At 77.6% G+C, this 19,307-nt stretch carries 21 protein-coding genes, 1 tRNA gene and 3 riboswitches; of the genes, 17 read left to right on the top strand and 5 right to left on the bottom strand.

Going from position 1 to position 19,307, the window contains the following annotated elements; genetic code table 11:
• Positions 1-2 precede the first annotated feature (2 nt).
• From orn to LPA27_RS09490, 4 genes are all read left to right on the top strand, one after another.
• Entirely contained in the window at positions 3-629 is a 627-nt protein-coding gene (gene orn, locus LPA27_RS09505; protein ID WP_056863712.1) for an oligoribonuclease, read from the top strand.
• A 49-nt stretch (positions 630-678) separates the two neighbouring features.
• Positions 679-751 (top strand) — tRNA-His (locus tag LPA27_RS09500).
• A gap of 124 nt (positions 752-875) precedes the next feature.
• Positions 876-1,547: a Type 1 glutamine amidotransferase-like domain-containing protein gene (locus LPA27_RS09495; RefSeq protein WP_228942277.1), complete on the top strand. Its 672-nt coding sequence runs from the start codon at positions 876-878 to the stop codon at positions 1,545-1,547.
• Between the two features lie 31 nt (positions 1,548-1,578).
• The gene (locus tag LPA27_RS09490; protein ID WP_228942276.1) at positions 1,579-2,352 is read left to right on the top strand and encodes a hypothetical protein; all 774 of its coding nucleotides are present in this window, start codon (positions 1,579-1,581) and stop codon (positions 2,350-2,352) included.
• Positions 2,353-2,356: 4 nt separating this feature from the next.
• Here LPA27_RS09490 and LPA27_RS09485 read toward each other — a convergent pair whose 3' ends face one another.
• The gene (locus LPA27_RS09485) at positions 2,357-2,974 is read right to left on the bottom strand and encodes a hypothetical protein (RefSeq protein WP_228942275.1); all 618 of its coding nucleotides are present in this window, start codon (positions 2,972-2,974) and stop codon (positions 2,357-2,359) included.
• A 115-nt stretch (positions 2,975-3,089) separates the two neighbouring features.
• Positions 3,090-3,222: riboswitch (cobalamin riboswitch) on the top strand.
• A 74-nt stretch (positions 3,223-3,296) separates the two neighbouring features.
• Between LPA27_RS09485 and LPA27_RS09480 the strand changes: the two genes are divergently transcribed.
• The 3 genes from LPA27_RS09480 to LPA27_RS09470 all read left to right on the top strand — a co-directional run bounded on the left by LPA27_RS09480 (position 3,297) and on the right by LPA27_RS09470 (position 6,528).
• The gene (locus LPA27_RS09480) at positions 3,297-4,205 is read left to right on the top strand and encodes a nitrite reductase (RefSeq protein ID WP_228942274.1); all 909 of its coding nucleotides are present in this window, start codon (positions 3,297-3,299) and stop codon (positions 4,203-4,205) included.
• Positions 4,202-4,870 carry a precorrin-8X methylmutase gene (locus LPA27_RS09475; protein ID WP_228942273.1) on the top strand — a complete coding sequence of 223 codons (669 nt, stop codon included), beginning with the start codon at positions 4,202-4,204 and terminating at the stop codon, positions 4,868-4,870. Before LPA27_RS09480 ends, LPA27_RS09475 begins: the two co-directional genes overlap by 4 nt.
• Before the next feature lie 68 nt (positions 4,871-4,938).
• Positions 4,939-6,528 (top strand): precorrin-2 C(20)-methyltransferase, encoded by a 1,590-nt coding sequence (locus tag LPA27_RS09470; RefSeq protein WP_228942272.1) that lies wholly within the window; start codon positions 4,939-4,941, stop codon positions 6,526-6,528.
• Between the two features lie 12 nt (positions 6,529-6,540).
• Here the strand turns inward: LPA27_RS09470 and cobM are convergent, their stop codons facing one another.
• On the bottom strand, positions 6,541-7,311 hold the full coding sequence (gene cobM / locus LPA27_RS09465) for a precorrin-4 C(11)-methyltransferase (protein WP_228942298.1): 771 nt from the start codon (positions 7,309-7,311) through the stop codon (positions 6,541-6,543).
• Positions 7,312-7,349: 38 nt separating this feature from the next.
• A complete protein-coding gene (cbiE, locus tag LPA27_RS09460; RefSeq protein WP_228942271.1) occupies positions 7,350-8,681 on the bottom strand; it encodes a precorrin-6y C5,15-methyltransferase (decarboxylating) subunit CbiE in 1,332 nt (443 codons plus the stop codon).
• Between the two features lie 17 nt (positions 8,682-8,698).
• Positions 8,699-8,855: riboswitch (cobalamin riboswitch) on the top strand.
• Positions 8,856-8,877: 22 nt separating this feature from the next.
• Between cbiE and LPA27_RS09455 the strand changes: the two genes are divergently transcribed.
• Genes LPA27_RS09455 through LPA27_RS09435 form a run of 5 tightly spaced genes read left to right on the top strand, consistent with a single transcriptional unit; the run spans position 8,878 to position 14,614 of the window.
• Entirely contained in the window at positions 8,878-10,902 is a 2,025-nt protein-coding gene (locus tag LPA27_RS09455; RefSeq protein ID WP_228942270.1) for a magnesium chelatase subunit D family protein, read from the top strand.
• Positions 10,902-11,519, top strand: a complete 618-nt coding sequence (cobO, locus tag LPA27_RS09450) for a cob(I)yrinic acid a,c-diamide adenosyltransferase (RefSeq protein ID WP_228942269.1) — start codon at positions 10,902-10,904, stop codon at positions 11,517-11,519. The genes LPA27_RS09455 and cobO overlap by 1 nt, the downstream gene beginning before the upstream one ends.
• A complete protein-coding gene (locus LPA27_RS09445) occupies positions 11,516-12,895 on the top strand; it encodes a cobyrinate a,c-diamide synthase (protein WP_228942268.1) in 1,380 nt (459 codons plus the stop codon). The genes cobO and LPA27_RS09445 overlap by 4 nt, the downstream gene beginning before the upstream one ends.
• Positions 12,888-13,934, top strand: coding sequence for an Rv2231c family pyridoxal phosphate-dependent protein CobC (cobC, locus tag LPA27_RS09440; RefSeq protein ID WP_228942267.1), 1,047 nt, complete (start codon positions 12,888-12,890; stop codon positions 13,932-13,934). The genes LPA27_RS09445 and cobC overlap by 8 nt, the downstream gene beginning before the upstream one ends.
• On the top strand, positions 13,931-14,614 hold the full coding sequence (locus tag LPA27_RS09435) for a hypothetical protein (protein WP_228942266.1): 684 nt from the start codon (positions 13,931-13,933) through the stop codon (positions 14,612-14,614). Before cobC ends, LPA27_RS09435 begins: the two co-directional genes overlap by 4 nt.
• A gap of 13 nt (positions 14,615-14,627) precedes the next feature.
• Here LPA27_RS09435 and LPA27_RS09430 read toward each other — a convergent pair whose 3' ends face one another.
• Positions 14,628-14,861: a hypothetical protein gene (locus LPA27_RS09430; RefSeq protein WP_193661407.1), complete on the bottom strand. Its 234-nt coding sequence runs from the start codon at positions 14,859-14,861 to the stop codon at positions 14,628-14,630.
• Positions 14,862-14,949: 88 nt separating this feature from the next.
• A riboswitch (cobalamin riboswitch) is annotated at positions 14,950-15,038 on the top strand.
• Between the two features lie 58 nt (positions 15,039-15,096).
• Between LPA27_RS09430 and LPA27_RS09425 the strand changes: the two genes are divergently transcribed.
• From LPA27_RS09425 to LPA27_RS09410, 4 genes are all read left to right on the top strand, one after another.
• Positions 15,097-15,333: a CbtB domain-containing protein gene (locus tag LPA27_RS09425; RefSeq protein WP_228942265.1), complete on the top strand. Its 237-nt coding sequence runs from the start codon at positions 15,097-15,099 to the stop codon at positions 15,331-15,333.
• A 126-nt stretch (positions 15,334-15,459) separates the two neighbouring features.
• On the top strand, positions 15,460-16,227 hold the full coding sequence (locus LPA27_RS09420; protein WP_228942264.1) for a CbtA family protein: 768 nt from the start codon (positions 15,460-15,462) through the stop codon (positions 16,225-16,227).
• A complete protein-coding gene (cobT, locus tag LPA27_RS09415; RefSeq protein WP_228942263.1) occupies positions 16,224-17,297 on the top strand; it encodes a nicotinate-nucleotide--dimethylbenzimidazole phosphoribosyltransferase in 1,074 nt (357 codons plus the stop codon). Before LPA27_RS09420 ends, cobT begins: the two co-directional genes overlap by 4 nt.
• The gene (locus LPA27_RS09410; protein WP_228942262.1) at positions 17,290-18,045 is read left to right on the top strand and encodes an adenosylcobinamide-GDP ribazoletransferase; all 756 of its coding nucleotides are present in this window, start codon (positions 17,290-17,292) and stop codon (positions 18,043-18,045) included. Before cobT ends, LPA27_RS09410 begins: the two co-directional genes overlap by 8 nt.
• Positions 18,046-18,050: 5 nt before the next feature.
• Here the strand turns inward: LPA27_RS09410 and LPA27_RS09405 are convergent, their stop codons facing one another.
• Entirely contained in the window at positions 18,051-18,575 is a 525-nt protein-coding gene (locus tag LPA27_RS09405) for a bifunctional adenosylcobinamide kinase/adenosylcobinamide-phosphate guanylyltransferase (protein ID WP_228942261.1), read from the bottom strand.
• 14 nt (positions 18,576-18,589) lie between these two features.
• Between LPA27_RS09405 and LPA27_RS09400 the strand changes: the two genes are divergently transcribed.
• On the top strand, positions 18,590-19,307 hold a 718-nt coding region (locus LPA27_RS09400), incomplete at its 3' end, for a CobD/CbiB family cobalamin biosynthesis protein (RefSeq protein WP_228942260.1).

Below are 19,307 nucleotides of genomic sequence, written 5' to 3'. Positions count from 1 at the left end.
CCATGAATGATCGACTGGTCTGGATCGACTGCGAGATGACCGGGCTCGACCTCGGCGCCGACGCCCTGATCGAGGTGGCGGCCCTCGTGACCGACTTCGACCTCAACGTGCTCGGCGAGGGCGTCGACCTCGTCGTGCGCCCGCCGGCCGCCGCGCTGGAGCAGATGGGCGACTTCGTGCGCGACATGCACGAGAAGTCGGGGCTGCTCACCGAGCTCGACGCCGGGCTGACCATGGCCGACGCCGAGGCCGCCGTCCTGGCCTACGTGCGCGAGCACTGCGGCGACGGCAGCCGACCGCCGCTGGCCGGCAACACCGTGGGCACCGACCGCGCCTTCCTGGCCCGCGACATGCCCGAGCTCGAGGCCTTCCTGCACTACCGGATCATCGACGTCTCCTCGATCAAGGAGCTGGCCCGGCGCTGGTACCCCCGGGCCTACTACGCCGCCCCCGAGAAGCGCGGCAACCACCGCGCCCTGGCCGACATCCAGGAGAGCATCGAGGAGCTGCGCTACTACCGCGAGGCGGTCTTCGTGCCCCAGCCCGGGCCCGACAGCGCTGCCGCCCGCGCCATCGCCGCCACCCACGGCGGGTCGATCACGGGCCTCGATTCCACCTCCGGGAGCTGAGTCCCCTACACTTCATCGCGCGGTTCCGGCTCCGTCCGGCGCGCGCATGGTGGGTATAGCTCAGCTGGTAGAGCGCTGCCTTGTGGTGGCAGATGTCGCGGGTTCAAGTCCCGTTACTCACCCCGACACCGAGCCCCCGACCTGGTCCCCAGGTCGGGGGCTCGTCACGTCCGGCACCGATGAGTCCGGGTCGCACCGTCGGTCTGCTCCTGTGCCCGGCTCCCCCACCCGCCCTGGAGGCACCTCGTGAAGCTCCTGCTCACCTCCGGCGGCGTCACCAACGCCGCGATCGGGGCCGCCCTCGTCGACCTGCTGCCCCGGCCGGTCGAGGAGTGCCGCGCCCTCCTGGTGCCGACCGCCCAGTGGGGCCACCCGATGTGCGGGCCCGGCTCGGTGCGCGGAGCCGTGGTGGGCGCGGCGCCGCACGACCAGTCGGGCGTGTCCCTGCCCTGGGCCTCGGTCGGGCTGCTCGAGCTCACCGCGCTGCCCAGCATCGGCCCCGAGCGCTGGGAGCCGTGGGTGCGCGACACCGACGTGCTGCTGGTCGACGGCGGCGACGCGACGTACCTGGCGCACTGGCTGCGGGCCTCGGGCCTGCTCGACGTGCTCGCCACGATGCCCGCGCTGGTCTGGGTGGGCACGAGCGCCGGGAGCATGGTGGCGACGCCGCGGATCGGGGCCGACTTCGTGGAGTGGGCCGGCGCCGAGGACGACCGCACCCTCGGCTGGGTCGACGTGTCGATCTTCCCCCACCTCGACCACCCGCAGATGCCGGAGAACACCCTGGCCGCGGCCCGCAGCTGGGCCGCGGGCCTCGACCACCCCTCCTACGCCCTCGACGACGACTCGGCCCTCGTGGTCGACGACGGCCAGGTCAGGGTCGTCTCCGAGGGGCGCTGGGAGCGGCTCGGGGCCTGACCGGGCTGGTGCGCCCGGGGATGCTGGGGGCATGAGGCTCTCCGCCGCACCCACCGCGACCGCCGTCGTCGGGCTGGTCGGCCTGCTGACGGGTGCGCTCACCGGGTGCGCGGCGTCGGCCGACGACCTCGCCGCGCGCGGCGAGCGCTCCCCGAGCGTGGTCGACGTCGTGGTCGAGCCCGACGCCGCCGACGACGTTGCCGGGCCCCTCGCCACAGCCAGCCACCACGTGCGCGCGGTGATGCGCGCCGACGCCACGGCCGAGGAGGTCATGGCCCTCTTCGACGCCTACGACGACCAGGTCGACACCGGCGACGTCGTGTCGGTGTCGGTCACCCTGGAGGGGGCCACGGGCGCCTCGCTGGCCTCGGGCGAGGGGGTGGAGGTGTCGCTGCGCGAGGTGGAGGACCTGGTGCGCGCCCAGGCCGACCCGGTGGTGACGTCCTACCTGCTGCAGGACTACCCCGACCTCCCGCTCGTGCAGGTCGGGCTGGCGCCGGTGTCCTTCGCCGAGGTCGTCTCGGTCGCCGACCGCTACCTGCTCCTCGACGACCTCGAGTCGGTCACCGTCTCCTCCGGCGACCTCGTGCTCCGGCGCGAGGCCGTCGACGGGTCGGCCCAGCGGGTCGCCGCCCGCGAGGCCGCGGTGCTGGCCGCCGCCGAGCGCTTCGACCTGCTCGGCGCCGACGTCTCGGGCCGGGGGCCCACCCTCGACGTCGACGTCGCCGACGGCCAGGAGGCCGCCGCCCGCCGCTTCCTCGCGCGCACCGCGACCGACGACGTCGGGCGGGTGGTCGTGCGCTGAGGACTCAGCGCGCGCCCCCGCGCCCGCGGCGTACGCCGAGCAGCGCCGCGCCGCCCGCGAGGGCCAGGCCGGCAAGACCCAGGCCTAGCGGGAGGGCGACCCACGCACCGAGGCCGGCGAGCGGCGGCGGCAGCGCGGGGGCCGACTCGACCGCGACGGGCGAGGCGGCGCGCTCGCAGGTGACCTCGACCGACGGCGACGCCGGCCGGATGCTCGAGGTGGCGACCCAGTCGCCCGCGCTGCCGCCCTCACGGCGGTAGGCGCCGTCGACGGGGCCGGGCTCGAGCGCGGTGCCGACGTCGGTGCCGACCCCGGTGTCGCGGACCGTGCAGGCCGGGACCACCTCGGCGTCGTAGGTCCACACCAGCGCCGGGCCGTCGTCGGCCAGCTCCACGACGTGGGGGTGGCCGTCGGCGGGCACGAGGGCGCCCTGCGACCAGCGGTAGCCGTCCGCGTGGCTCAGCGCGAGCACCGCCGACGCCACCACGGCCACGAGGAGCAGCAGGACCGCGGTGGCCGCGAGTGCGAGGCCTCGCGGGTCGCGCCGGCCCGGGTCGCGCGGGTCGCGCGCGGCGGGCCGGGCGACGTCGGTGGCGGCGGGCTCGGACTCGCACTCGGTCACGGACGCATCCTGCCACCCGTCCGACGCGGACGTGGGGCGCGCGCGGGAGCGGTCGTTGGTAACGTGCGGGACGCCAGTCGACCCCCGGGTGCGCCGCGAGGCGGGCCCGGAGGTCAGGGAACCCGGTGAGAGTCCGGGACTGACGCGCAGCGGTATGGGTGACGGGCGGGACCTCTGTCTCACGACAGGCCACTGGACGAGAGTCCGGGAAGGTGTCCCGCGCCGGGTGATCCCGAGTCCGAAGACCTGCTGGCCCTTGCGGCAGCCGCCGTGAGGTCGTGACGGGCTTCGCGCACGAGCCCCGGCCTCCGGAGTGACCTCCATGCCCGACCTGACCCTCCCCACCGCGCGCCGGCGGCGCGACCGCTGCCCGGGGGTGACCCGCCCGTGGCTGGCCGACGACGGCGCCCTGGTGCGCCTGCGCCTGGTGGGCGGTGCGCTGCCGGCGCCCGCCCTGCTGCGGCTCAGCGAGGTCGCCCAGCGCTGGGGCGACGGCGACGTGCACCTCACCGCCCGCGCCAACCTGCAGCTGCGGGCGCTGCCCCACGACGGCGAGCGCCTCACGCCCCCCGTCGCCGAGGCCCTCGCCGCGACCGGGCTGGTGCCGGCCCCGAGCCACGACCTGGTGCGCAACGTCATGGTCTCGCCGCAGTCGGGCCTGGCCGGCGGGCGCGCCGACCTGCGGCCCGTCGCCGCCCTGCTCGACTCCCTGCTGCGCGCCGACGACGGGCTCACCGCGCTCCCGGGCCGCTTCCTGCTGACCCTCGACGACGGTCGCGGCGACCTGCACGAGGCCCCCACCGACCTCGGCCTGGTCGCCCTCGACGCCACCCGGGCCCAGCTGCGCGTCGGCGCCCGGGGCTGGGGCGCGGTGGTCGACCTGCCCCGGGCGCCGCAGGCCGTGCTCGACCTCGCCCGCGACTTCCTGCGCCTGCGCGGCGGGGGACCCGACGCCCCCTGGCACGTCGACGAGCTGGCCGGTCTCGGCGTGCCGCTCGCCCACCCCCTCGCGCGCCCGACCGACCCCGACCCGGCCGCGCTGGTCACCGCCGACCCCCTGCCGGCCGGCCGCGTGCCGGGCGGCACCCACGTGCTCGCCCCCGAGGGCCGCCTCGACCCCGCCCTGGCCCGCGCGCTGTGCCGCACGAGCACCGACCTCGTGGTCACCCCGTGGCGTGGCGTGCTCGTGCCCGACCTCGCCCCCGCCCCGACCCAGGAGACCGCGCGATGACCACGCTGCTGCGCCGGCCCGGCCGCCACTACCCCTACGTCGCCCTCGGCCCGGAGATCTACCTCGACTCCTTCGCCACCATCCGCCGCGAGGCCGACCTGTCGGGCGTGCCCGAGGAGGCCGAGAAGGTCGCGGTGCGGATGATCCACGCCAGCGGCCAGGTCGACCTGGCCGCCGACCTCGTGCTCCACCCCGACCTCGGCCGGGCCGGGCGCGAGGCGCTGGCCGCCGGCGCCCCGATCCTCACCGACGCCCGCATGGTGGCCATGGGCATCACCGCGGGGCGGCTGCCGGCCGGCAACGAGGTCCGCTGCTTCCTCACCGACGAGCGGGTGCCCGCCCTGGCCCACGACTGGGGCACCACCCGCAGCGCGGCCGCGGTGTCGCTGTGGGAGCCCCACCTCGAGGGCGCGGTCGTCGCGATCGGCAACGCCCCCACCGCGCTCTTCCACCTGATGGAGATGCTCATCGAGGGCGCCCCGCGACCGGCTGCGGTCGTGGGCTGCCCGGTGGGCTTCATCGGCGCCGCGGAGTCGAAGCAGGCGCTGGCCTCGCTGGCCGCCGACCACGGGATCGACGTGCCCTTCGCGACCGTGCGGGGTCGCCGCGGCGGCTCGGCGATGGCCTCGGCCGCCGTCAACGCCCTGGCCCAGGAGGCGGAGTGACCAGCCCAGTGACCAGCCCAGTGACCAGCCCAGTGACCAGCCCAGTGACCAGCCCAGTGACCAGCCCAGTGACCAGCCCAGCGACCAGCCCAGCGACCAGCCCGGCGACCGGCCGCTTCCACGGTGTCGGCGTCGGGCCCGGCGACCCCGAGCTGCTCACGCTGAAGGCCGCGCGCCTCATCGGCGACGCCGACGTCGTGGCCTACCACGCCGGGCCCGGCAAGGAGTCGAACGCACGGCGTACGGCGGCGGGCCTGCTGCGGCCCGGCGTCGTCGAGGAGGTGCTGGTCTACCCCGTGACCACCGGCGCCACCGAGCACCCGGGCGGCTACACCGGCGCGCTCGCGGTGTTCTACGAGGAGTCGGCGCAGCGCCTGGCCGCGCACCTCGAGGCCGGTCGCGACGTCGTGCTGCTCTCGGAGGGCGACCCGCTGTTCTACGGGTCCTACATGTACATGCACGACCGGCTGGCCGAGCGCTTCGAGACCGAGGTCGTGCCGGGGGTGCCCGCCTTCGCCGCGGCCGCCGCGGCGGTGGCCTCGCCGCTGGTGCGCCAGACCGACGTGCTCACGGTGCTGCCCGGCACGCTGCCCGAGCCCGAGCTCGCGCGTCGCCTGGCCGACACCGACGGCGCGATCATCATGAAGCTGGGCCGCACCTTCCCCGCCGTGCGCCGCGCGCTGGCGGCGGCCGGGCGCCTGGAGCACGCGGTCTACGTCGAGCGCGCCTCGATGCCCGCGCAGCGCTGGCTGCCGGTGGCCGACGTCGATGCCGCGACGGTGCCGTACTTCTCGCTGGTCGTCGTGGCCGGCGACAGCCGCCACGGACGCCGCACCCGCGACACCGAGCTGCCGGTTGTGTCGGCCGCAGCGCGGGTCCCGGCGGCCACCGAGGCCGCGGAGCTGCTGGTGGTGGGGCTGGGGCCCGGGCCCGACCGGTGGCTGACCGCCGAGGTGAGCGCGGCGCTGGCCGAGGTCGACCACGTGGTGGGCTACGCGCCCTACGTCGACCGCGTGCCGCAGCGCGCCGGGCTGACCCGCCACGCCTCGGGCAACAGCGTCGAGATCGACCGGGCCCGCCTGGCCCTCGAGCTGGCCGCGCGCGGCGAGCGGGTCGCGGTGGTCTCCGGCGGCGACGCCGGGGTCTTCGGCATGGCCACCGCGGTGCACGAGGCCGCGGAGGCCGCGGGCGCCGAGGGGCGCGAGGACCTGGCCGGTGTGCCGGTGCGGGTGCTGCCCGGCGTCAGCGCCGTGCAGGCCGTGGCCGCGCGGGCCGGAGCGCCGATCGGCGGCGACTTCGCGGTGATGAGCCTCTCGGACCGGCTCAAGCCGTGGGCCGTGGTGGAGCGGCGGCTGCGGGCCGTGGCCGAGGCCGACCTGGTGCTCGCGGTCTACAACCCCGCGTCGCGCTCGCGCACCGAGCAGGTGGTGCGGGCCCAGAAGACGCTGCTGGAGGTGCTGCCCGCCGACACTGTGGTCGTCGTGGGGCGCGACGTGGGGCGCGCCGAGGAGTCGCTGCACGTCACGACCCTGGCCGAGCTCGACGCCGCCTCGATCGACATGAAGTGCCTGCTGATCGTGGGCTGCGCCCAGACCCGGGTCACCTCGTCGGGTCGGGTGTGGACCTCCCGCTCGGTGCCGGACCGCGGCGAGGGCTGAGTCGGGGCCGGGTCAGGAGCGGGGGCGGGTGGCGGAGTAGAGCCACGACTCCCCCGAGGCGTCGGTGTCGCGGGCCAGGGCGCGGCCGACGAGGATGACCGCGGCCTGGCGCAGCCCGGCCGCCTCGACCTGCTCGGCGATGTCGGCGACGGTGCCGCGCAGGACCAGCTCGCCGGGCTGGCTGGCCCGGAAGACGACGGCCACGGGGCAGTCGGCGCCGTAGTGGCCGGCGAGCTCGGCCATGGTCTCGCGGGTGCGGGTGACGGCCAGGTGCAGCGCCATGGTGGCGCCGGTGGCGGCGTAGGCGGCCAGCGACTCCCCCTCCGGCATCGCGGTGGAGCGGGCCTGCACGCGGGTGAGCACCACCGACTGCGCCACGAGCGGCACGGTGAGCTCGCGGCCGACCAGGGCCGCCGCGGCGGCGTAGGAGGGCACGCCGGGGGTGACGTCCCAGGTGACGCCGGCGGCGTCGAGCCGGCGGGTCTGCTCGGCGAGGGCGGAGTAGAGCGACGGGTCGCCGCTGGTGAGCCGCACGACCTGCGTCCCCGCCTCGTGGGCCGCGCGCATCACCTCGACCATCGCGTCGAGGTCGAGGCCCTGGGTGTCGACCAGGCGCGCCTGCGGGCGGCAGTGGCCGAGCACCTCGGCGTCGAGGTAGGTGCCGGGGTAGAGCACCACGTCGGCCTCGGCCAGCATGCGCGCCGCACGCAGGGTCAGCAGGTCGGCGGCGCCGGGGCCGGCCCCGACGAAGCGGACGGTCGGGGTGGTGATCGGGGTGGTCATCGGGGTGGTGGTCCGGGGCGTCGGCGGGGTCTCGGGGCTCACGGGGTGCTCCAGTCGGGGTCGCCCGGCCAGCGGGTCGGGTGGTCGGGCGGGGCGGTCCAGGCCCACTGGGTGACGGCGCGGGCGGGGGTCCAGCCGGTGAAGGTGCCGATCGGGGCGGCGGTCTCGACGCCGTGACGGGTCAGCTCGCCCCCGTGCTCGGCGTAGGCGGCGGCGAGCAGCTGCTCGGTCTCGAGCGTGACGCCGTGCACCACGAGCCGGCCACCGGGTCGCAGCGCGGCGCGGCAGTGCTCGAGCAGGCCCGGCGCGGTGGCGCCGCCGCCGACGAAGACGGCGTGCGGGCTGGGCTGCCGCTCCAGCACCGCGGGCGCCCGGCCCTCGCGCACCTGCAGGTGGGGCACGCCGAGACGGCGGGCGTTGCGCCGCACCCGCTCGGCGCGACCGGGGTCGGCCTCGAAGGCCCAGGCCTGGAGCGAGGGGTGGGCGCGCAGCCACTCGATGCCGATCGAGCCGGCGCCGGCGCCGACGTCCCAGAGCACCTCGTGGGGCCGGGGGGCCAGGCGGGACAGGGCGCTCGCGCGCAGGTCGCGCTTGGTCAGCTGGCCGTCGTGCTCGAAGGCGTCGTCGGGCAGTCCGGTGGTCCACGAGCCCGTCGGCGTCACGTCGCCGCCGGTGGGGCGCACCTCGAGGGCGAGCACGTGCAGGGCGGGCACGTCGGCGGCGGCGACGTCGGCCCAGCCGCCGGCGGCGGCCTCCAGGCGCGACTCGTGGGCCGCGCCGAGGTCGCCGAGCACGGTGAGGGCGCTCGCGGCGTACCCCTCCTCGACGAGCAGGGCCGCCACGGTCGCGGGGGTGCCGGCGTCGGAGGTCAGCAGGAGCAGGCGCACACCGGGCGCGAGGTGGCGGCGCAGCCGGTCGGTGTCGCGCCCGACCAGGGTGAGCGCCTCGCACTCCTCGGCGGACCAGTGCATCCGGGCCCGGGCCAGCGCCAGCGAGGACACCGCCGGGTGCACGACGAGCCGCTCGCGCGGCACCAGGGCGCGCAGGGTGGAGGCGATGCCGGAGACGGTGGGGTCGCCGGAGGCGAGCACCACGACCTCGTCGTCGGCGTGGGCGGCCAGGGTGCGGAGCAGGGAGTCGCCGAAGGGCCGGCCCCACGGCCGGCGGCGCTGGCCCTCGACGACGGGCAGGAGGGCCAGCTGCCGGGCGCTGCCGAGCACCACGGACGCCTCGCCCACCAGCGCGCGGGAGGCCTCGGCGAGCGAGGACCAGCCGTCGGCGCCGATGCCGACGATGTCGACGCGCCGCGGTGCCGCTCCCCGCTCGGAGGCGTGCGGGGGGCCGTCGAGGGGGGACAGGTCGGGGGGCACGCTGCGTGACGCTATCGTGACCGCCACAGCTCCGAGGTGCCCCGAGGTCGCGAGACCGACGGGAGAATCTGGGAAGCCGGTGAGAGTCCGGCACAGGCCCGCTGCGGTGACCCGGGCGATGCGCGAGCGTCGACCCGGGAAGTCCGAAGACCGGCCTCGGGGTTCCTTTCCGATGGCGGACGAGCGGGAGCCTCTCATGCCACAGCACTACCCCTTCTCTGCCGTCGTCGGCTCCGCCGACATGTCGCTCGCGCTCGTGCTGAGCGCGATCTCGCCCGAGATCGGCGGCGTCCTCGTGCGCGGCGAGAAGGGCACGGCCAAGTCCACGATCGTGCGCGGTCTCGTCGGCGTGCTGCCGCCGATCGAGGTGGTCGCGGGCGACGCCTTCTCCACCGACCCCGCCGAGCGGCCCGACGCCCCGACCGAGCAGCGGCCGGTCAGGCTCGTCGAGCTGCCGGTCGGCGCCACCGAGGACCGCGTGCTCGGCTCGCTGCACCTGGAGAAGGCCCTCGCGCACGGCGCCGCGGAGTACGAGCCGGGCCTGCTCGCCCGCGCCCACCGCGGCATCCTCTACGTCGACGAGGTCAACCTGCTCCACGACCACCTCGTCGACGTGCTGCTCGACGCCGCCGCCACGGGCCGCGCCACCGTGGAGCGCGACGGGGTCTCGGTGACCCACGCCGCCCGCTTCGTGCTCGTGGGCACCATGAACCCCGAGGAGGGCGAGCTGCGCCCGCAGCTGCTCGACCGCTTCGGGCTCACCGTGGAGGTGGCCGCCCCCCGCGACCCGGCGCTGCGCGTCGAGGTCGTGCGACGCCGGATGGCCCACGACGCCGACCCCGAGGCCTTCGCGCGGCGGTGGGCCGCCGCCGAGTCCGACCTCACCCGCCGCGTCGCGGCCGCCCAGGCCCTGCTGCCCGACGTCGTGCTCGACGACGACGTGCTGCTCAAGGTCGCCGAGCTCTGCGCGGCCTTCGAGGTCGACGGCCTGCGCGCCGACCTCGTCACCGCCCGCACCGCGGTGGCCCACGCCGCCTGGCACGGCCGGACCCGCGTCACCGTCGAGGACGTGCGCGCCGCCGCCCGGCTCGCCCTCCCCCACCGCCGTCGCCGCAACCCCTTCGACGCCCCCGGCCTCGACGAGGACCTCCTCGACGACGTGCTCGGCCCCGAGCCCGACGAGGGGCCTGAGGACGACCCCGACGGGCCGGGTGAGGGACCCGAGGACGGGCCGGACCGAGGACCGGGCGAGCAGCCCGGGCAGCCCGAGCAGCCTGGGCAGCCCGAGTCGGCGCCCGGGGACGACGACGCCCCCGGCCGCCCCGACCCGACCGCGGAGGCGACCGAGGAGCCGACCCCGCAGCCGACCCCGCAGCCGACCCCGTCCCCCGCGGGGGCGGGCACGACGGTGGCGGCGGGCGCGACGTACCGGGCGCGGCTGTTCACGGTGCGCGGCACCGGCCGCGGGGAGAGCGGACGCCGCAGCCGGGCCGAGACCGACACCGGACGCCGCGTCGGCGCGCGGCCGGGCCGCACCGGTGCGATCCACCTCGCCGAGACCGTGCGCGCGGCCGTGCCCCACCAGGCGCTGCGCGGGCGCGCGCCGGGCGCCGGCGGACGGCTGCTGCTCGACGCCGACGACCTGCGCGTGGCGGTGCGGGAGGGCCAGGAGTCCAACCTCGTGCTCTTCTGCGTCGACGCCTCCGGCTCCATGGCCGCGCGGCGCCGCATGGAGCAGGTGAAGGCCGCGATCCTCAGCCTGCTGCTCGACGCCTACCGGCGCCGCGACAAGGTCGGGCTGGTCACCTTCCGCGGGGCCGGCGCCGAGCTGACCCTGCCGCCGACCCGCTCGGTCGACGTGGCCGCCGCCCGGCTCGAGGTGCTGCCCGGCGGCGGACGCACCCCGCTCGCCGAGGGCCTCGAGGAGGCCGCCCGGACCCTGGCCACCGAGCGGCTGCGCGACCCGCGCCGCCGCTCCCTGCTCGTCGTGGTGACCGACGGCCGCGCCACCGCCGGGGCCGACGCCGTCGCCCGCTCCCGCCACGCCGCCGCCGCGCTCGCCGCCGCCGGCCAGGCCGCCCTGGTCGTCGACTGCGAGAGCGGGCCGATGCGCCTGGGCCTCGGGGGCGTCCTGGCCGCCCACCTGGGCGCCGAGCACGTGCCGCTGGCCGAGGTCAGCGCCGGCGCCCTCACCGCCACCGTGCGCGAGCGGGTCGCCTGATGGCGCCGAAGGGGCAGCCGCTGGCCGTGCCCGACGACGGCCTGACCACGGCCCAGCGGCGCACCCAGCCGCTGCTGATGGTGCACACCGGCGACGGCAAGGGGAAGTCGACCGCGGCCTTCGGGCTCGCGATCCGGGCCTGGAACCAGGGCTGGGACGTCGGGGTCTTCCAGTTCGTGAAGTCGGCCAAGTGGCGCATCGGGGAGCAGACCGTGCTCGAGCGCCTCGGCGAGCTGCACGACCAGACCGGCGAGGGCGGTCCGGTGGAGTGGCACAAGATGGGCGCCGGCTGGTCGTGGTCGCGCAAGGAGGGCTCGGAGGCCGACCACGCCACCGAGGCCGCCGAGGGCTGGGCCGAGGTCAAGCGGCGCCTGGCCGAGGAGCGCCACGACCTCTACGTGCTCGACGAGTTCACCTACCCCATGGAGTGGGGCTGGGTCGACGTCGACGACGTCGTCACCACCCTGCGCGAGCGGCCCGGTCGGCAGTACGTCGTGCTCACCGGCCGCCGCGCCCACCCGGCGCTGGTCGAGGCCGCCGACCTGGTCACCGAGATGACCAAGGTCAAGCACCAGATGGACCGCGGCCAGAAGGGCCAGAAGGGGATCGAGTGGTGACCCGGCTCCCGCGCGTCGTGGTCGCCGCCCCCTCCACCGGCCAGGGCAAGACCACGGTCTCCACCGGGCTGATGGCCGCACTGCGCCGCGCCGGTCACGTCGTCAGCGGCCACAAGGTCGGCCCCGACTACATCGACCCCGGCTACCACGCCCTCGCCTGCGGCCGACCGGGCCGCAACCTCGACCCGCACCTGGTCGGCGAGGACCTCGTCGTGCCGCTGCTGCTGCACGGCGCCCGCACGCCGGAGCCGGCCGACGTCGCCGTCGTCGAGGGCGTCATGGGCCTCTACGACGGCCGGGTCGGCACCCGCGGCTTCTCCTCCACCGCCCACGTCGCCGCCCTCACCCGCACCCCGGTCGTGCTCGTCGTCGACATCTCGCGCTCCTCGCGCTCCATCGGCGCCGTCGTGCACGGCATGGCCACCTGGGACCCCACCGTCACCGTGGCCGGTGTCGTGCTCAACCAGGCCGGCTCCCCGCGCCACGCCGCCGAGGTGCGCTCCAGCATCGACCTGCCCGTGCTCGGCACCATCCCCCGCGACGCCGGCGTCTCCGCGCCCTCGCGCCACCTCGGCCTCGTGCCTGCCGACGAGCGCGCCCTCTCGGCGGAGTCGCTGGACCACCTCGCGGACCACGTCGCCGCCCACGTCGACCTCGAGGCCGTCCTCGCCCTCGCCGCCACCGCGCCCGACCTCGCCGAGGACCCGTGGGCGCCGGAGGCCGTCGTACGCCGCCCCGAGGGGGCCGGCCGCCCGGTCGTCGCCGTCGCGGGCGGGCGGGCCTTCACGTTCCGCTACGCCGAGACCGAGGAGCTGCTGCGCGCGGCCGGCTGCGAGGTGGTGGGCTTCGACCCGATGCACGACACCGCGCTGCCCGCCGGCACGGCGGGGGTCTACCTCGGCGGCGGATTCCCCGAGGTCCACGTCGGGGAGCTGGGCGGCAACGAGGCGCTGCGCGCCGCCCTGCGCGCGGCCGTGCTCGACGGCGTGCCGACGGTGGCGGAGTGCGCGGGGCTGCTCTACCTCTGCGACACCCTCGACGGGGCGCCGATGGTGGGGGCGCTGCCGGCCACCGCGGAGATGACGCCGCGGCTCACCATGCGCTACCCCGTGGCGACCGCGGTCGGCGACAGCCTGCTCACCCGGCGCGGGGAGCAGGTCACCGGACACGAGTTCCACCGCACCCACGTCGAGCCGGTGAGGGGCGAGACCGCCACCTGGGAGGTCGACGGCGAGGCGGTCGGCTTCGGCACCGCCAGCCTGCACGCCTCCTACCTGCACACCCACTGGGCCGGTCACCCCCACCTCGCCCAGCGCTTCGCCGACGCGGTGCACGCCCGGGCCCGTGACCTGGCCCGTGACCTGGCCCGTGACTGAAGCCGGCCCGCCCGTCGACCCGCTGCGCCACCACGGCGACGCCGAGGTGCGCGGCAGCGGGCTGCTCGACCTGGCCGTCAACGTCCACGACGGCCCCCGCCCGGCGTGGCTCGACTCCGCGCTCCACGCCGCCGTGGACGCCTCGGGCGACTACCCCAGCCCCACCGCGGCGGAGGCCGCGCTGGCCCGGCGCCACAACCGGCCGGCCGAGGAGGTGCTGGCCACCGCCGGCGCGGCCGAGGCCTTCTCCCTCGTCGCACGCTGGCGCGCGTGGCGCCGCCCGGTGGTGGTCCACCCGCAGTTCACCGAGCCCCACGCGGCGCTGGAGCAGGCCGGTCACGACGTCACGCCGGTGCTGCTGCCGGAGCCGTTCGTGCTCGACCCGGCCGCGGTGCCCGACGACGCCGACCTCGTGGTGCTGGGCAACCCGACCAACCCCACCGGGGTCCTCCACCCGGCCGAGGCCGTGCGGGAACTGCTGCGCCCGGGGCGGGTGGTGCTGGTCGACGAGGCCTTCATGGACGCCGTGCCCGGCGAGACCGCGTCGGTGGCCGGGCTGCGCGCCCCGGGCCTGGTGGTCGTGCGCAGCCTCACCAAGCACTGGGGCGTCCCCGGCGTGCGCGCGGGCTACCTGCTGGCCTCGCGCCGCTCGGTGGCCGCCCTGCGCCGCGGCCAGGTGCCGTGGTCGGTCTCCACCACGGCCGCCGCCGCGATGACCGCCTGCTCCACCCCCGCCGCGGTCGCCGAGGGCGCCCGGCGCGCCCGCGAGGTCGTCGCCCACCGCGAGCACCTCGAGCGCGGCCTGGCCGACCTCGGCGTCGACCACGTCGCCTCCGCGGCCTCCTTCGTGCTCGTGCACGCCGGCCACGGCGCCCACGGACGGCTGCGCGAGCGCGGGATCGCCGTACGCCGGGCCGACACCTTCCCCGGCCTCGACGACGCCTGGGTCCGGGTCGCGGTGCGCTCGCCCGCGGTCAGCGACCGGCTGCTCGCCGCGCTCGCCACGCTCACCACGCCACCCACGGCGGTGCCGCGGTGATCGACTTCCACCGCCGCCGCGACTGCCCCCACCCCGCCGCGGCCCCCGAGCCCGTCACCCGGCTGCGACGCCGGGACGGGGAGCCCTACCCCCACGTCAGCCAGTACGCCACGCCCGCCCTCATCCCCCGGCTGGTCGACGGCAGCGCGCGGGCCGAGGACGACCCCGCCTGGGCCACCACGGGCGCCTGCTGCCCGGCCGGCTACGCGTTCTGGGCCCACCGCATGTGCGGCGTCGCGGCCATGGCCGGGCTCGTGGAGCACCGCCGCGGCGAGCGGCTCGAGCTCGTGCCGACCGCCGAGGACCTGCTCGACGTCGGCGGCTACGTCCTCACCCCCGAGCGCGTCCACGGCCTGGTCTACGCACCCCTCGTCGAGCTGCTGCGCACCCGGTGGGGCATCGGGGCGCGGGTGGCCGTCGACCTCCCGGCCGCCGACCTGGCCCGCGAGGTCGCCGCCGGCGCGCTCGCGATCGCCTCCGTGCACCCGGCCGTCCGCCGCGCCCCCGAGCCGCCGCCCGCGCGCGGCGGCCACCTCGTGACGCTGTGGGCGGCCGACGACGACGGGGTGCGGCTCACCAACCCCTCGGGCCTGCCCGGCCACAGCCAGCACGCCCGGCTGGCCGTCGACGTGCTCGCCCGCTACTACGCCGGCCGCGCCGTCGTGGTCGAGCCGGCCTGACCCGCCCGCGGGCTCAGCGCTGGCGCGACTGGAGCACGTGCAGGCGCCACCCGACGCCGACACCGAGCAGCCCCATCACGCCGGTGCCGATCGGCACGGCGTCGATCGGGCCGACCACGGCCAGGAGCACGGCGAGCACCAGCAGCACGACGCCCATGCCCGCGACCAGCCAGGCCGTGGGGTCGCGGCGGGCGGTGCTGGCGGGAGTGCTGCGGGGCGTGCTGCGGGAGCGGTCGCGGGGGTCCACGGCACCACGCTAGCGACCGCCCCGGAGCCCGGGACGGGACGGCCCCCACGCGGGGCCCCGATGGCCTAGGGTGAGCCCGCGGGCACGAGGAAGCCGGTGGGAATCCGGCACAGTCGCGCTACTGTGACAGCTCCTCCGCGGTCGACCACGGTCGGTCCGGGCGAGCTGGAGTCAGACCCGAGTGTCCGTCATCCATCCGCTTCGTCAGGGACGCACCCATCCCTCAGGAGGACACATGTCGCAGTCGTCTGCACCCACCGCTCCCCTCTCCCCGGGCCTCTCCCCGGCCGTCGAGGTCCCCGCGATCCCGCTCGGCCGGCTCGCCCCCTGGGCGCTCTTCTCCGGGCTGCTGTGCAGCCTCGTGCTGTTCTTCGTCAGCACCGACCAGGGCGCGGTCTCGGTCTTCTCCGGCACCGCGCTGCACGAGCTCGTGCACGACGGCCGCCACCTGCTGGGCTACCCCTGCCACTGAGCCCGTCCGGGCCTGCTCGCCACCACCCCTCACCTCCTCGGTGCCGGGGCCCGCTGAGGTGCGCCCCGGCGCCGGCACCCGAACGGAACCCTCATGTCCCCAGCAACCACCCCAGCCACCACCCGGATGACCCCGCGCGCCTTCCTGGTCAGCGGCCTGCTCGTCGGCCTGCTCGCGGGCTGCGCCGCCTTCCTCGTCGCCACCTGGGCCGGTGAGCCCGCGGTGGAGGCCGCCATCGCCCGCGAGGGCGGCCACGACCACGCCGCCGGCACGCCGGAGCACACCCACGACCCGGCCGAGGAGGAGGTCGTCTCGCGCAGCACCCAGCGCACCTGGGGCCTGCTCACCGGCTCGGTCGCCGTCGGCGTGGCCCTCGGCGGTCTGCTCGCCCTGGGCGCGGCCGCCGCGGTGGGCCGCCTCGGCCCGTTGCGACCGGGGCCGACCGCGGCTCTCGTGGCCGGCGCCGGCTTCGTGTCGGTGGCCCTCGTGCCGTTCCTGAAGTACCCCGCGCTCCCGCCGGGCGTGGGCAGCGCGGAGACCATCGGCTCGCGCACCGCGCTCTACTTCACCTTCGTCGCCGTCTCGGTGGCCGCCGCCGTGCTCGCCGTGCTCGTGGCCCGTCGCCTGCTCGCGACCCAGGGCGGGTACGCCGCCGTGCTCGTCGGCACCGCCCTCTACCTGCTGGTCGTCGTGGGCGTGGCCGTCCTGCTGCCGGGCCCGGCCTCCGCGGGCGACGTGCCGGCCGACCTGCTGTGGAGCTTCCGCCGCGGGTCGCTGCTCACGCTGCTCGCCCTGTGGGGCGTGCTCGTCCTCGGCCTGGCCGGTGCCGTCGACCGGCTGGGCCGCCAGGAGAGCGCCCTGCGGGCCCGCCGCGAGCTGGCGGCCAGCCTGTGACCGGCCCGACCGACCCGACCGGCCCGACCGGCCCCGCCGCGCCCTCGGCCGCCGCGCACGCGGCCGCGGCCGAGCGGCTGGCCGGCCTGGCCACGCCGGCGGGTGCGCTCGGGCGCCTGGGCGAGCTCGGCGTGTGGCTGGCCGCGGCGCAGGACAGCGTGCCGCCGCGGCCGCTCGAGCGAGTGCGGCTGGTCGTGCTGGCCGGCGACCACGGGGTCGCCGGCCACGGGGTGTCGGCGTACCCGCCCGCGATCACCGGGGCCATGGTCCGCACCTTCCTCGCCGGGCGCGCGGGGGTCTCGGCGCTGGCCGCCGCCCACGGCGTGCACGTGCGGGTGCTCGACCTCGGTGTCGACGACGACCTCGACGGCCTCGCGCCCGAGGAGCACGCCGCGCTCACCGCCCACAAGGTGCGCCGCGGCAGCGGGGTGCTCCACCTCGAGGACGCGCTCACCCCCGAGCAGACCCGCGCCGCCCTCGAGGCCGGGCGCGCCGTGGCCCGCGAGGAGGTCGCGGCCGGGGCCGACCTGCTGCTCACCGGCGACATGGGCATCGGCAACACCACCCCCGCCGCCTGCCTGGTCGCCGCCGGCCTCGGGCTGGGCGCCGACGAGGTCACCGGCCGTGGCACCGGCGTCGACGACGCCGGCCTGGCCCGCAAGCGCGAGGTCGTGGCCCAGGCGCTCGCCCGCGCCGGCGACCGCGTCGCCGACCCCGTCGAGACCCTCACCGCGCTCGGCAGCGCCGACCTCGCCGCCGCCGTCGGCCTGCTCACCGAGGCCGCCCGCAGCGGCGTGCCGGTGCTGCTCGACGGGCTGATGTCGGTGGCGTGCGCGCTCACCGCGGAGCGGCTCGCGCCGGGGTCCGCCGCGTGGTTCGTCGCCGGTCACCGCTCCCCCGAGCCGGCCCAGTCGCTGGCGCTGGCCCACCTGGGTCTCGAGCCGCTGCTCGACCTCGGGCTGCGCCTGGGCGAGGGCAGCGGCGCGGTGGCGGCGGTGCCGGTGCTGCGCAGCGCGGTGGCCCTGCTGCGCGACGTCGCACTGCTGGCCGACCTGATGCCCCGTGCGTGACGCCTGGCGCCTGGCCCTCGGCACGCTGACCGCAGTCCCCGTCGCCCCGCCCGGGCACGTCGACCGCGCCACCGCCGCGCGCGCGATGCTGCTGGCGCCGCTGGCCGCGGCGCCGCTCGGGCTGCTGGTGGCCCTGGTCGGCTGGGCCGGCGTCGGGGCCGGGCTCGACCGGCTCGCGGTGGCCGCGGTCGCCGTGGGACTCCTCGCCGCGGGCAGCCGCGCCCTACACTGGGACGGCCTGTCCGACACCGTCGACGGCCTCACCGCCTCCTACGACCGCGAGCGGTCGCTCGCGGTGATGCGCACGGGCACCTCGGGCCCCGCCGGCGTCGTGGCCACCGTCGTCGTGCTCCTCGCCCAGGTCGCCGGTCTCGCCTCGCTGCTGCGCCTCGACGGCGGCTGGTGGCTGGCCGGCCTCGCCGTCGCGGTCTCGCGCTGCGCCTTGGTGCTGACCTGCCTGCGCGGGGTGCCCGGCGCGCGGGGCGACGGGCTCGGGTCGGGCTTCACCGGCACCGTGGCGCCGCTCGCCGCGGCGGTGTCGTGGCTCCTCGGCACGGCCGCGCTCGTCGCCGTCGCCGCCGCGGTCGGCCTCGAGGCGTGGCGCGCCCCGGTCGCGGCGCTCGCCGCCGTGGCCGTCGTCGTCCTGCTCGTGCGGCGCACCACCCGGCGCCTCGGCGGGGTCACCGGCGACGTCTTCGGCGCCGCCGTCGAGCTGGCGCTCGCCGCGCTGCTGGTGGCGCTGTCGTGAGCCGCTCAGAGCACGAGCACGCGCCCGGCCACCACGAGGTGCACCGCCTCGCACTCCGCGGCCAGGCGCTGGTTGGCCAGGCCGAGCAGGTCGCGGAAGACCCGGCCCGAGCGGTGCGCGGGCACCACGCCGAGACCGACCTCGTTGGTCACCAGCACCACGTCGCCCGCCGCCCCGGCCAGCGCCGCGGCCGCCTCGTCGAGCCGCGCCCCGACCAGCGCGTGCAGCGCCTCGCTCGGCTCCTCCCAGGCCGCGGCGTCGTCGAGCAGCCGGGTCAGCCAGGTGCCGAGGCAGTCCACGAGCACCGCACCGTGCCCGCCGCCGGCCAGCGCCCCGGCGAGGTCGCCGGTCTCCAGCGTGCGCCACGCCGCCGGCCGTCGCGCCCGGTGGGCGGCCACGCGGGCGGCCCAGTCGGCGTCGTCGAGCACCGGGCCGGGCGCGACGTAGGTGACGTCCTCGCGCCCCGCGAGCAGCCCCTCCGCGTGGCGCGACTTGCCCGAGCGCACTCCCCCGGTCACCAGCACCCTCACCACAGGAGCCTCCCATGACGTGCAGCCGCGCGGTGGGCCTGGCCGTCGGCTTCGCCGCCGACCGGGCCCTGGGCGACCCCGCCCGGTGGCACCCGGTGGCCGGCTTCGGCTCCCTCGCGGGCGCCTTGGAGCGGCGGGCGTGGGCCGACGCGCGGCCCCGCGGCGCGGCGTACGTCGTGGTGCTGGTCGGCGCCACGACCGGCGCCGGCGTCGCGGTCGAGCGCGCGACCCGGGAGCGGCCGGTGGCCCACGCGCTGGCCACGGCGGTGGCGACCTGGGTGGTGCTGGGCGGCACGTCGCTGGGCCGCGAGGCCGGGGCGGTCGACGACCTGCTGCGCGCGGGCCGCCTCGACGACGCCCGGCAGCGGCTGACCCACCTCGTGGGCCGCGACACCCGCGTGCTCGACGCCGACGGGGTGGCCCGCGCGGCGGTCGAGTCGGTGGCCGAGAACACCTCCGACGCCGTCGTGGCCCCCCTCGTGCTCGGCGCGCTGGCCGGGGTGCCGGGGCTGCTGGGCTACCGCGCCGCCAACACCCTCGACGCGATGGTCGGCCACCGCACCCCGCGCCACGAGCGCTTCGGCTGGGCGGCGGCGCGCCTCGACGACCTGCTCAACCTGCCCGGCGCGCGGCTGTGCGCGCTGCTGGCCGTGGTGCTCGGCGACGACCCGCGCGCGGCGGTGCGGACGTGGCGCCGCGACGCGCGCGCCCACCCCAGCCACAACGCCGGCC

The sequence above is a fragment of the Nocardioides sp. Leaf374 genome (genome assembly GCF_916862475.1).
GTDB lineage: Bacteria > Actinomycetota > Actinomycetes > Propionibacteriales > Nocardioidaceae > Nocardioides > Nocardioides kribbensis.
The sequence above is the reverse complement of the archived record's forward strand: the minus strand, read 5'-3'. Positions and strand labels throughout refer to the sequence as shown.